The sequence below is a fragment of the Paenibacillus dendritiformis genome (assembly GCF_015845845.1).
Classification (GTDB): Bacteria; Bacillota; Bacilli; order Paenibacillales; family Paenibacillaceae; genus Paenibacillus_B; species Paenibacillus_B dendritiformis_C.
The window spans coordinates 53,337-66,679 of sequence record NZ_LDIG01000170.1; the positions used below are offsets into that span (position 1 = coordinate 53,337).

The following is a 13,343-nucleotide window of genomic DNA, read 5'->3' on the forward strand; positions in this document are numbered from 1 at the left end:
CATGCTGCTGCCGGGATGTCCCGCATGGCCGGAAGAATGGGCCGAACGGTACCGCCAGTTGGGATGCTGGCGCGGAGAGACGTTCGGCGCCATGCTGCGGCAGCGCGCCGCGGCTCACGGGGAGCGCATCGCTGTCGTCAGCGGCGATCGGCGGATAAGCTATGCGGAGCTTGACGCCAGCGCGGACCGGCTCGCTGCCGGATTCCGCAACTTGGGGATACGGCCGGGGGATCGGGTCATTGTTCAACTCCCGAATATTCCGCAATTTTTTGAAGTTATTTTTGCGCTGTTCCGGTTGGGCGCGCTGCCCGTCTTCTCGTTGCCGGCGCACCGCAAGAGCGAGATCGTTTATTTGTGCGAATTCGCCGAAGCCGCAGCTTATATTATCCCTGATATTGACATGGGATTTGATTACCGGGAGCTTGCCGGCCAGGTGCGGGAAGCGGCGCCCGGCTTGCGCCACGTGATTGTGGCCGGGGATGCGGGGAAGTACGCGGCGCTGGACGATCTGTACGCCGATCCTGCGGACGGCATCGAGGGGCCGCGGCCCGAGGATGTTGCCTTTTTCCAGCTTTCCGGCGGGACGACCGGACTTCCTAAGCTGATTCCCCGCACGCATGATGATTACATCTACAGTCTGCGGGTGAGCGCCGAGATCTGCGCTTTGGACGAGAACAGCGTCTATTTGGCGGTGCTTCCCGTCGCCCACAATTATCCGCTCAGCTCGCCGGGAACGCTGGGAACGCTCTATGCCGGCGGCAAGGTCGTGCTGGCGCCTGGAGCGAGTCCTGACATCGCCTTCCCCCTTATCGCGAAGGAAGGCGTCACGATCACGGCCGTCGTGCCGCCGCTGGCTTTGATCTGGCTTGATGCGGCGGGCTCCCTCCGCGATGACCTGTCTTCTCTTCAGGTGCTGCAGGTAGGCGGAGCCAAGTTCAGCGCGGAGGCGGCCAAGCGGGTACGCGACGCGATGAACTGCGTGCTGCAGCAGGTCTATGGAATGGCGGAAGGGCTTGTGAATTATACGAGGCTGGATGATCCGGAAGATATCGTCGTGAACACGGAGGGCCGGCCGATGTCGCCATATGATGAAATCCGGCTGGTCGATGACGATGACCGCGAAGTCGGGCCGGGCGGCACGGGGCATCTGCTGACGCGCGGACCTTATACCATTCGCGGCTATTACAAGGCCGAGAAGCATAACGCCAGGGCGTTCACGACCGATGGATTTTACCGTACGGGCGATCTGGCCCGATTGACCCCATCCGGTTATCTGGTGATTGAAGGCCGCGCCAAGGACCAAATTAATCGCGGCGGAGACAAGGTGGCGGCAGAAGAGGTAGAGAACCACCTTCTGGCTCATCCCGGCGTGCATGATGCGGCGGTGGTGGCCATGCCGGACGAGTTCCTCGGGGAGCGCACATGCGCCTTCGTTATTCCTTATCCGTCCTCGCCGCCGACGGCTGCTGAATTGAAAGCCTTCCTCCGGGAGCGAGGGCTGGCGGCATACAAAATCCCCGATCGGGTGGAGTTCACGGATTCGTTCCCCAAGACGGGGGTTGGCAAGGTCAGCAAAAAGACGCTGCGCGAGTTCATTGCCAATAAGCAGAACACGCTCGCCAATCCGTCAAAATAATGATGAAAAGAGGAGATATGTGATGGCTCTTCCTTCTATATTGTCTTATCCGATGCCTGGAGAGTCGGACCTGCCGGCGAACAAGGCGGCCTGGAGGCCCGATCCGAAGCGGGCCGTGCTTCTGATTCATGATATGCAGCAATACTTCGTCGACGCTTTCAACGCGGATGAATCGCCTGTCCCGGAATTGTTGGCGAACATCCGGAAGCTTCGCGCGCAATGCGCCGCTCTCGGCATTCCTGTCGTGTATTCGGCGCAGCCCGGCGGACAGAGTCCCGAGCGGCGCGGATTGCTGAGCGATTTCTGGGGGCCGGGCATGAACGACGGGCCTTATCAGAAAAAAATCGTGGAAGCGCTGGCTCCCGGCGAGCATGATATCGTGGTGACGAAATGGCGCTACAGCGCGTTTCAAAAGACAGAGCTGCTCGATATCCTGCGCCAGCGCGGCCGGGATCAATTGATTGTGTGCGGTATTTATGCACATATTGGGTGCCTCATGACCGCGTGCGAAGCTTTCATGCAGGATGTGCAGCCCTTCTTCGTCGCCGACGCCGTCGCGGATTTCTCGGCAGACAAGCATCGGATGGCTCTCGCTTACGCGGCCGAACGCTGCGCGGTCACGATAACGACCCGGCGCCTCCTCGAGGAACTGGCTCGGCTGGGGGATTCGGCGTCTGGGTTGGAATCCGCACCGGCGTCTGAACCGTGCCTCCATGCGTCCTCTGAAGGAGGACCCCAACCATTGACGCGGCAAGCGGTGCGCGTTGAAGTGGCCGGACTGCTGCAGGAGCATCCTTCCCGAATTGCGGATGATGACAACCTGATTCATATCTGGGGACTGGACTCGATCCGGATTATGAGCCTGATCGAACGGTGGCGCCGCGGCGGAGCCGAGGTAAGCTTCGCGGAGCTGGCCGAACGGCCCACATTGGCCGACTGGTGGCAGCTTCTCTCTTCCCGGATGAGCCGCTCTTTGCCGAACCGCGATTATTTTACCGTATAAAAGGAGGCGATGCTCATGCATGATCTTGATGATGGCCGCTGGCCTTTATCGGGTGCCCAGTCGGGCATTTGGTTCGCGCAGCAGCTTGATCCGGACAACCCGATATTCAATACCGGAGAATACATCGATATCCGCGGACCTGTCGATCCGGATCGTTTCGAGGCTGCGGTGCGCCAGGCCGTAATGGAGGCGGAAGCGCTGCACGCGCGCTTCGGCGAGGATCGGGACGGTCCTTGGCAGACGATCGTTCCATCCTCCGATTGGACGATGCACCGGATCGATGTCAGCGGGGAGAAGGATCCGCATATTGCGGCGGAAGCCTGGATGAAGCAGGATCTGGCTCAGCCTGCCGACCTGGGCCGCGGTCCGCTGTTTACCGAAGCATTATTCAAGCTTGGGCCCGACCGATTCTATTGGTACCAACGCATTCATCATATTGTCATCGATGGTTACGGCTTCTCGCTGTTGACGCGAAGGACGGCGCAAATTTATACGGCGCTCGCTCAGGATATGCCGATCGGAGAGGGAGCATTCGGTTCATGGCGCTCGGTCCTGGAGGAAGATGCGGCTTACCGCGCATCGGATCGGCTGCAGCGGGATCGGCAATTTTGGCTGGCCCGCTTCGCCGATCATCCGGAAGCGGCCAGTCTGGGCGATCGGGCTCAGCGCACGTCACGAAGCTTCCTGCGCGAGTCCGCGGAGCTGCCGCCAAGCGTCATGGACGATTGGCAGGCGGCCGCGGGCGGAATCGGGGCAAGCTGGCCCGCCGCCGTGATCGCCGCCGCCGCGGTCTACGTGCATCGGCTCACCGGCACGGACGACGTCATCCTCGGCGTGCCGATGATGTGCCGTCTCGGCTCCGCGGCGCTGCGCGTTCCCGGCATGGTAATGAATCTGCTGCCGCTGCGCATCGCTGTTCGGCCAGATATGAGCGTGAACGAGCTGGTGCGGCAGATCTCTGAAAATATGCGCGAGATCAGAAGGCATCAGAATTACCGGCATCAGGATCTTCGGCGCGACCTGAAATTAGTGGGGGACAACAGACGGCTGTTCGGACCTCTCATCAATATTATGCCGTTTATCGAGGAGCTGAACTTTGCCGGATGCCGCGGCAGCATACGCAATCTGGCGGCCGGGCCTGTCGATGATCTGACGATTCATGTCTCCTGCGGCTCCGGCGGAAGCGGGACGCGCATCGACTTCGATGCCAACCCCGCGGTATACGATGCCGGCGAGCTGAGCGCGCATCGGCGCCGCTTCCTGCATGCGCTGGACAAGCTGGCCGCGTCCGATCCCGGCCAACCGATCGGCCGCCTGGAATTGCTGCTGCCTGAAGAACGCCTGCAGGTGTTGGAGCGATGGAATGACACCGCTCATGTACTGGCGCAATGGAGCGTGCCGGCGTTGTTCGAGGAGCAGGCGGCGAGCACTCCCGATGCCGTCGCGGCGGTCTTCGAAGATACAGCGCTCCGTTATGCGGATTTGAACGCGCGCGCCAACCGGCTGGCGCATTTGCTGATTGCGCATGGCGCCGGCCCGGATCGGATCGTCGCCCTCGCGCTCCCGCGATCGCTGGAGATGGTGGTCGCCATCCTGGCGGTGCATAAGGCGGGAGCGGCTTATTTGCCGCTCGATCCCGATTATCCGTCCGCCCGGATTGCCTATATGCTGAATGATGCCGCTCCGATGTGCCTGATCACGATCCGGAAGGCGGCCTCCAGGCTGCCCGGCTCCGGCGCGATTCCGAGGATCTTGCTTGATGAGCCTGCGGCCATGGAGCGCCTGGAGCGGCAAGCCGAGCGCAACCCGAGCGACGCCGACCGGTTATGCCGTTTGTCGCCGCTTCACCCGTCTTATGTCATCTACACCTCCGGATCGACGGGCAGACCGAAGGGGGTCTTGCTCACCTTTGGAGGGCTGGCGAACCTGCTGCTGTGCATGCGCGAGCGGTTCGCTCTGGATGGCCGGGATCGGCTGCTGTCCGTGACGACGATCTCCTTCGATATTTCCGTCATGGAGGTGCTGCTGCCGCTCATGACGGGAGCCAGCATCGATATCGCCCCGAAGGAGACGATCCTGGATCCGCAATCGCTGGCCCGGAAAATCAAGGACACCGGGGCGACCATTATGCAGGCGACCCCGACGCTATGGCAGGCGCTTGCCGCCAGCCATCCCGGCAGCTTCGGCGGGCTGACGGTGATCACCGGAGGCGAGGCCTTGCCGATCGGGCTCAAGCTCGCCCTGCAGGAACTGGATTGCGAGGTGAACAACCAATACGGCCCGACGGAGACGACCATTTATTCCGCCGCTACCTTGCTCGGACCGGAGCGCACGGGGAAGCCGTCTATCGGGGGACCGATCTGGAATACGAGGCTCTACGTGCTCGATGCGGCGCTGCAGCCGGTTCCTCCGGGGGTGGCAGGGGAGCTGTACATTGCAGGCGCCGGGCTGGCGCGCGGCTATCTGGGGCGGCCGGATCTGACGGCGGAGCGGTTCGTGGCAGATCCGTTCGGGCCTCCGGGCACCCGGATGTACCGCACGGGCGATCTCGCCAGATGGCTGGCTGACGGCTCCATCGATTATTTGGGGCGTGCCGATCACCAGATTAAGCTGCGCGGCTTCCGCATCGAGACGGGCGAGATCGAGGATCTGCTCGCCCGGCATGCCGACGTCGCGCAAGCCGCGGTGATCGTCCGGGAGGATCGGCCGGGGGAGCGGCGACTGGTCGCTTATGTCGTTCCGGCTTCGCCTTCCGGAATCGATTCGGACGCGCTGCGCCGCTATGCTGCCGGCCAACTGCCGGACTATATGGTCCCCGCGGCCATCGTCACGCTGGATGCCATGCCTTTGACGCCGAACAAGAAGATTGACCGCAAGGCGCTGCCTGTGCCCGATTCCGGTCAAGCGGCCGCAGGGCGCGGACCCCGCACCCCGCAGGAGGAGATGCTCTGCGCCCTGTTCGCCGAAGCGCTTGGGTTGCCCCGCGTCGGCATCGATGATGACTTTTTCGCGCTGGGCGGCCATTCCCTGCTTGCCGGACGAGTCATCCTCCGCATACGCGAGTCGTTGGGCGCCGAATTGAGTATTGGCAGCCTCTTCGAAGAGCCTACGGCGGCGGGGCTTGTCCGGCGGCTGGATGATTCGCGGGAAGCCAGACCGGCTATCCGGCCGGCCCGGCGGGCGGACGATATTCCGTTGTCCTTCGCCCAACGGCGCTTATGGTTCCTGTATCGTCTGGAAGGACCGGCCCCGACTTATAATATCCCGCTGGTCGCCCGCCTGTCCGGCGAACTGGACATCCAAGCGCTGGAGGCCGCTCTCGGCGATGTGGCGGCCCGGCACGAGACGCTGCGCACCGTGTTCCCTGATGACGCGTCCGGCGCCTCGCGCCAGCTAATTCTGGACGCCGGTAAGGCGCACCCTGGGCTGATCTTGACCGGAACCAGCGAGGCGGAGCTGCCTGAACGGCTTCAGGAAGCCGTTCGCTACCGCTTCCGGCTGTCGGACGAGCCTTCGCTTCGGGCGGAATTGTTCGAGCTTGGGCCGAATGAATATGTGCTGCTGTTGCTCCTGCATCATATCGCCGGGGACGGATGGTCGCTGTCTCCGTTGACGCGCGATCTGTCCGCCGCCTATGCGGCGCGCAGCCGGGGCGAGCTTCCGGCATGGCGGCCGCTTCCGGTTCAATATGCGGACTACGCGATCTGGCAGGAGCGCTTGCTTGGAAGCGGCGGCGATCCCGGCAGCCTGATGACCCGCCAGCTTGAATTCTGGACGCGGACGCTCGCCGGCTTGCCGGAGCAATTGGAGCTCCCGGCCGATTATCCGCGTCCGGCAGCGGCCAGCCATCAAGGCGGCACCGTCCATTTTCATATTAACCAGGAGCTCCACGGCCGGCTGTTGAATCTGGCCCGCGACGGCAAGGCGAGCCTGTTCATGGTGCTGCAGGCCGCGCTGGCCATTCTCCTGACGCGGCTGGGGGCGGGCACGGATATTCCGATCGGCAGCCCGATAACCGGGCGGAACGACGATGCGCTTGACGGTCTTGTCGGCTTGTTCATCAACACGCTGGTGCTTCGAACCGATACGTCAGGGGACCCCAGCTTCCGCGAACTGCTTGCCCGGGTGCGCCAGGTGAATCTGGACGCGTATGCGCATCAGGATGTGCCGTTCGAGCGTCTCGTCGAAGCGGTGAAACCCGTTCGCTCCCGTTCCCGGCATCCGCTCTTTCAGATTATGCTGGTGCTGCAAAATACGCCGGCTCCCGCGCTCGATTTGCCGGGTGTAGAAGCCAGCGTTCAATTGGAAAGCGCGGGCACGGCGAAGTTCGACCTGACCGTCGAGCTGCAGGAACGCCGCGATGCGAAGGGCGGCCCGGACGGCTTGGAAGGAATCGTCGAATACAGTGCGGATTTGTTCAAGCGCGTCACAGCCGATGCGCTGGCGGCCCGCTATGTGCGCGTGCTGGAGTCGGCTGCCGGGGCACCGGACAAGCCGATGGGCCAGCTTGATATTTTGCTGCCGGAAGAGCGGCGCCGCATCCTGACGGAATGGAGCGCTCCCGAAGCCGCAGCGCCGCCGCCGGTCACCATTCCGGAGCTGTTCGAGGCGCAGGCCAGCCGTTCGCCCGGGGCGGCAGCGGTCGTTCATGAAGGCAGCGCTTTGAGCTATGAGGAATTGAACCTGCAGGCGAACCGGCTCGCGCATCTGCTCATGGCAGAGGGGGTAGGTCCCGAACAGCTCGTGGCGTTGGCCTTGCCCCGGTCTCTCGAGATGGCAGTCGGCATATTGGCCGTGCTGAAGGCAGGCGCCGCCTACCTTCCGCTCGATCCGGATTATCCCGCCGAGCGGATCGCATATATGCTGGAGGACGGAGCGCCTGTCTGTATGGTGACGATCGCTGAAGTGTCATCCGGTCTGCCAGACACTGGAGGCCTCCCGCGGATCGTGCTGGATGAGGCCGCTGTCCGGGAGCGGCTGCGGCAGCAATCCTCTGCCAATCCAAGCGATCAGGAACGCAGCAGGCCGCTGTCTCCGCTCAGTCCGGCTTATATCATCTATACGTCAGGGTCTACGGGCAAGCCCAAAGGGGTCGTTATCCCGCACCAGAATGTCGTGCGCTTGTTCGCGTCCACCCGGCATTGGTTCCGCTTCGGAGCGGAGGATGTATGGACCCTATTTCATTCATACGCGTTCGATTTTTCGGTGTGGGAGATCTGGGGCGCGCTCCTGCATGGAGGGCGTCTCGTCGTGGTGCCTCATGCGGTAAGCCGATCGCCGCGCGAATTTCTGCGTTTGCTCGCGCAAGAGGGCGTGACCGTCCTGAATCAGACCCCGTCTGCCTTCTATCAATTGATGCAGGCCGATCGGGAACAACCCGAGCTGGGACAGACGCTATCCCTGCGGCATGTCATTTTCGGAGGCGAAGCGCTGGAGCCGGCCCGGCTGGAGGACTGGTATCGCCGCCATCCGGATCATGCTCCGAGATTGATTAACATGTACGGCATTACGGAGACGACCGTGCATGTCAGCTACAAGGAGCTGGATCGGGATAGTGCCGCCTCGGGAGCCAACAGCTTCATCGGCGGGCCGATACCGGATCTGCGAGTGTATGTGCTCGACGAGGCGCTGCAGCCGGCTCCGCCCGGAACGGCGGGGGAAATGTACGTGGCCGGCGCCGGGCTGGCGCGCGGCTACTGGGGCCGGCCGGGCTTGACGGCAGAGCGGTTCGTCGCCGATCCGTTCGGCCCGCCGGGCAGCCGAATGTACCGCACCGGGGATGTGGCGAAATGGCTCGCCGACGGCACGCTGGATTATCTGGGCCGCGCCGATCATCAAGTGAAGATTCGGGGCTTCCGCATCGAACCGGGCGAGATCCAAGCCGCGCTTGCGCGTCATCCCGAGGTCGCCCAGGCAGCCGTCATGGTGCTCGAGGACCGGCCGGGAGACAAGCGGCTGGCCGCTTATGTGGTGTTCGCCGCGGGCGCAACCCTGGAGCCGTCCGAATTGCGCCGCTATGCAGCTTCCATACTGCCCGATTACATGGTTCCGTCCGCGATTATCGGCATCGACGCGCTGCCGCTCACCCCGAACGGCAAGCTGGATCGCCAGGCGCTGCCGGCGCCGGAGCTTTCCCTGGAGCTGGACGGGCGCAATCCGAGAACGCCGCAGGAGGAGGTGCTGTGCGATCTGTTCGCCGAAGTGCTCGGGGTGCGGCGCGTCGGGATCGACGACAGCTTCTTCGAGCTGGGCGGCCATTCGCTGCTGGCGGTTCGCCTCATCAGCCGCATCCGCGAGGCGCTGGGCCGGGAAGTTGGCATTGGCAGCCTCTTCGAAGCGCCGACGGTGGCCGGGCTCGCGGAGCGGCTCGATATGGACGGGGGAGCCAGCGCCCTGCAAGTGCTGCTGCCGCTCCGAACCCATGGCGCGCAACTGTCGCTGTTCTGCGTGCATCCTGCGGGCGGGCTGAGCTGGTGCTACGCCGGCCTGATGAAGCATCTCGGCATGGATTATCCGATCTACGGACTGCAGGCCCGCGGCATCGCGCAAGCGGAAGAGCTGCCGAAGACGCTGGAGGAGATGACGGCAGATTATATCGAAGCCATTCGCTTGATTCAGCCCCATGGTCCTTATCGCCTTCTGGGCTGGTCGCTTGGCGGAAATGTGGCGCATGCGATGGCGGTTCAGCTCCAGGAAGAAGGGGAAGAAGTCTCGTTTTTGGCGATGCTTGACGCTTATCCGAGTCATTACCTCCCGATCCGGGGAGAACCGGATGAAGAGGAGGCGTTGACCGCGCTGCTTGCCTTGGGCGGCTATGACAAGGACAGCATTGGCGGCGTTCCGCTTACGGTCGCGAACGCGATCGAGATTCTTCGCAGCGACAGCAGCGCTTTGGCTACGCTTGATGAAGCCACCATTCTGAATTTGAAAAAAACGTATGAAAACTCGGTCCGCCTTCTGGGAGCCTATACTCCGCGGCGATTCGAGGGGGATCTTCTGTTCTTCCGCTCGACGATCATACCGGATTGGTTCGCTCCGATTGAACCGGAGATGTGGATTCCCTATATCGGCGGACGGATCGATCGGCATGATATCGCCTGCCGGCATAAGGACCTGTGTCAGCCGGGACCGCTTGCCGAGATCGGCGCGACTCTTTTGGCCAAGCTGAAATCCGCGAACGGCGCGGCCATGAGACAAGATGGGGGGGAGCTAATCCATGATTAATCCTTTTGAGCAAGCGGACGGCGCTTATCTGGTGTTGATCAATGAGGAGGGACAGTATTCGCTCTGGCCTGCCTTTGCCGCGGTGCCGGATGGATGGAGTACGGTTCTGGGCCCGGATACGCGACAAGGGTGCCTGGACTATATCAACCTGCATTGGACCGATTTGCGGCCCCGCAGCTTATGCGAGTCTTCTTCGGATCTGGTGCATGGAGCAAATGGAGCAACGCAATGAGGGAAGGGCTGAACCCGAAAACGGCCGTATGTATCGGATACGTCGCGGCCATGTTCACGGTGGCGATGGATGCCACCGTCCTGAACGTGGCGCTGCAGACGATCAGCCAGGAGCTGCAAGTGCCTCCGGCCGCATCGGGAGTGCTCAATGTCGGCTACCTGGTAAGCCTCGCTGTCATCCTGCCGGCGGCGGCCTGCTTACACCGATCGGAATGGCGATGCTGTTCCGCATGTTCCCCCCCGCAGGAGCGGGCCAAGGTCTCCCGGGCGCTCGTTCTCCCGATCGCGGTTGCTCCCGCGGTCGGGCCGATCATTAGCGGGCTGCTTATTGAGCATCTTTCGTGGCGCTGGATATTTTATGTCCACCTGCCGATCGGAATTCCGGCTTTGCTGTTCGGAATCGTCTTTTTGAAGGAGCATCGGGAGCATGAGGCGGGACGCCTCGATGTTCGGGGCCTCCTCCTGGTAGCCGCCCTTGTCGCCGTCGAGCTGCGGGTGAAGCAGCCGCTGCTTGATCTGCGGCTGTTGGGCGACCGCCTGTTCCGCACGGCAGGCCTCGTCGCCATGTGCTCCGCGGCAGGCTTGCTTGGCATGCTGTACGTGTTTCCGTTGATGTACCAGAATGCGCTGCATGCTTCGGCCCTCGATACCGGCTTGACCACCTTCCCGGAGGCGCTTGGCCTTATGCTTGCCTCCCAGCTTGTGCCCTGGACCTATCCGAGGCTGGGCCCGAAGCGCGTCATGGTTATGGGGCTGTTGGGCACGGCGGTTCTCTTCGTCATGCTGAGCATGGTCGGCCCCCATACGAATCCATGGCTGATTCGGAGTCTGCTGTTCGGTGTCGGCGTCTTTTTGGGCCATACGGTCGGCGCCGTTCAGATTGCGGCTTTTGCCAACATTCCGCCTGCATCGATGGGACGCGCCTCGACCTGGTTCACGGTACAGAACCGGCTGGGGCCGGCCATAGGCTTGGCGGTTCTGTCCGGCATTCTTGCCGTGGCGGGAACCCACACGGTTAATGCCGCCGGAGGAATCGAGTCTAACATCATGGCGTACCGTGCCGCTTTGCTTGGCGCCGCAGGCTTCCTGCTTATGGGCCTTTGCTGTGCGCTGCGGCTTCGCGAGAGCGATGCGGCTGCCACCGTTGCGAAGCGGCCCCCGGTGAAGCCGGATGGGGAAAAATCGCTTCAAACGTGAAATGAAGCGGGCGATTACGCCGCAGAGGGAAGGCGAAGGGCGGTACGCTTCTTCAATTGAAGGAATCTGCGGCAAACCGTTTTACAAACTCAGCAGACCTTGGTTCAGTACGCTGAACGGAGGTCTTTTTTTCCGTTGCCTGGGCCGTCTGGATTGCTCGTCCCTCTTATGCATATGGAAATTACCGAACCGCAAAGCGGTCTAAAATTATTTTTTCACGCCGCAAGGTTGTACTTATCCCCTCGGGATCTCCTCTATATTATGAAAGAACACAACAAACTCGCGCAGAGCAGCGCAGTCGTCATAGCCGGGAAGCCGCCGCGGGGGATGCCTGCCGATCTTCCTTATCCCGATGATGATTCCGGCCTGCGCGGACCAAATTGAGGAGGTGTAATGATGATTCGATGTATGCAATCCGACAAACCGATCGTGACCGTGCCCAATGTCGTGCCCCAGATTCATGTTTACGGGAGAAAAAGCGGAACGACCCGCTTTTTCCTCTCGGACAATCCGGAGACGATCAGCAGCGCCACGATGTCATTCACGAACGGCTTCGCCACGCTGTGGCATGATGCCGTCCGGGGAAGGAGGCGCGTGCAATACCGGCTGTTCGTCTGGCATCTGAACCAGACGGGATCTCCGATGACATCCGGCGTCACGGTCGAGAACGCATCCTGCGGCAGCCCGATACGCGTTCGCCAAGTCAAGCATTCCATCGGCGTGATGGCGGACTTCCCCGCACTCGGCAGGTGCTCGGCCAAGGCGCTGCTCGGGCGTACGCTCGCCCCGCTTATTCCCGGCGATCGCTCGATCCGCGGCGGGCAGACGGGGCTGGTGAAGGAGTGGCTCGTCCCCGACGGGGAACTGGTAGGCGGCGTGATGGAATTTACGCTGTCCAGCCCGAAGGAGCTTGATTACCGGGTGCGCACCGTGGCCGCCAATCGTCCGGGGGCCGACTTGAGGCTCAATCATACCCCGGTCGTGCCCGCCTATCGGACGGCCGAGGGCAAGTCGCATCCGCGCGGCTCCTGGGATTTCGCCGACATCGAAGGCTTCGCGGATCCGGCGTGCTCGCAGCCTGTCACGTATGTCGCCGGAAGCGGGAGCATGAGCTTCGCCATCCATAACGGCGGCAACGATAATCTGATGACGGCCGCTTCCAGCTATGATCCGGCGAATGCGGAAGTATCGAACAAAGGGCATTACGGCGTCATCTACAAGCTCAACCTGGCCCTGAGCAATCCGCATCCTCGCCGCAAGACGGTGACCGTCTACTTGACGGGGCGCGGAGGACCCTATGCGGGAGCCGTCCGCTGGAACCGGGGGCGAACCTATGGAGTACCCCGGCTGTCGCCCGCCGTCGAAGCGGTCGAGGCCGCGACGGTCACTATTCCGGCCCGGCGCACCGTAACCTGCGCCGTATATGCGTCGACCGCAGGCGCATACAGCACGCCGGCCGCAGTCTTATGCGTCACGCGCGAATAAATCCGATACTGCGCCCTGATCGCCGATCAGGGCGCTTTTTTTGCGAGATGATCAGGTTATGATTTTCATAAATAATGGAAAAATAGAGTTGGTAATAGAATGATTATCAGTATGACGGGTTTCTGCAATATGGTCAACTCCACTTGGGTCGCGAAAAGTAAATGTTAGAATTAGAATTTTAAAACATAAAAAACTTTTTGTTGTACTAAAATATAATGATTTACATACTATAGAATAAAACCTGAATCCGTGAAATGAAATCATAGAAAAGTTAGAAAATGAGCCGCCGGTAAAGTAAAATAAGGAAAAAGGGAAGAATTCCCGTATTTCTTTAACTCACCCCGGAGGTGCCATTGATGAAACCCGTACGTTTTCAACTGGATCAGTCCGTGGAGATGCTGACCGCTCATTCCGGTCTTGCCCTCATTGGCTTGCTCCTTTCCCATACCCAGATTGCCAAGCGCTTGACTCGTTCCTCGCTTCCCGGTGTACATCAACCCACGGTCACTCACCCGGATGTGGTCTACGCGTACCTGGGGCTACTTTGTCAAGGGAAAAGTGACTTTG

Annotated in this window: 5 protein-coding genes and 2 pseudogenes; all 7 read left to right on the forward strand. The window is 61.6% G+C overall.

The window, feature by feature from the left end:
- Position 1 precedes the first annotated feature (1 nt).
- The gene (locus ABD76_RS17500; protein WP_420901956.1) at positions 2-1,636 is read left to right on the forward strand and encodes a (2,3-dihydroxybenzoyl)adenylate synthase; all 1,635 of its coding nucleotides are present in this window, start codon (positions 2-4) and stop codon (positions 1,634-1,636) included.
- A gap of 22 nt (positions 1,637-1,658) precedes the next feature.
- Positions 1,659-2,639, forward strand: coding sequence for an isochorismatase (locus ABD76_RS17505; protein WP_197258502.1), 981 nt, complete (start codon positions 1,659-1,661; stop codon positions 2,637-2,639).
- 15 nt (positions 2,640-2,654) lie between these two features.
- Positions 2,655-9,863 (forward strand): amino acid adenylation domain-containing protein, encoded by a 7,209-nt coding sequence (locus tag ABD76_RS17510; RefSeq protein ID WP_197258503.1) that lies wholly within the window; start codon positions 2,655-2,657, stop codon positions 9,861-9,863.
- Positions 9,856-10,095, forward strand: a complete 240-nt coding sequence (locus tag ABD76_RS17515) for an MbtH family protein (RefSeq protein WP_197258504.1) — start codon at positions 9,856-9,858, stop codon at positions 10,093-10,095. The genes ABD76_RS17510 and ABD76_RS17515 overlap by 8 nt, the downstream gene beginning before the upstream one ends.
- Positions 10,092-11,291, forward strand: a pseudogene (locus tag ABD76_RS17520) (MFS transporter). The gene ABD76_RS17515 and the pseudogene ABD76_RS17520 overlap by 4 nt, the downstream one beginning before the upstream one ends.
- 396 nt (positions 11,292-11,687) lie before the next feature.
- Entirely contained in the window at positions 11,688-12,776 is a 1,089-nt protein-coding gene (locus tag ABD76_RS17525) for a hypothetical protein (protein ID WP_197258505.1), read from the forward strand.
- 356 nt (positions 12,777-13,132) lie between these two features.
- A pseudogene (locus ABD76_RS17530) lies at positions 13,133-13,343 on the forward strand (IS1380 family transposase); the annotation flags it as partial.

Excerpts from the sequence above, each read along its gene's own strand:
- ABD76_RS17515 (WP_197258504.1), top strand. The coding sequence starts at position 9,856 with ATGATTAATCCTTTTGAGCAAGCGGACGGCGCTTATCTGGTGTTGATC.
- ABD76_RS17510 (WP_197258503.1), top strand. The coding sequence starts at position 2,655 with ATGCATGATCTTGATGATGGCCGCTGGCCTTTATCGGGTGCCCAGTCG.
- ABD76_RS17525 (WP_197258505.1), top strand. The coding sequence starts at position 11,688 with ATGATTCGATGTATGCAATCCGACAAACCGATCGTGACCGTGCCCAAT.
- ABD76_RS17505 (WP_197258502.1), top strand. The coding sequence starts at position 1,659 with ATGGCTCTTCCTTCTATATTGTCTTATCCGATGCCTGGAGAGTCGGAC.
- ABD76_RS17500 (WP_420901956.1), top strand. The coding sequence starts at position 2 with ATGCTGCTGCCGGGATGTCCCGCATGGCCGGAAGAATGGGCCGAACGG.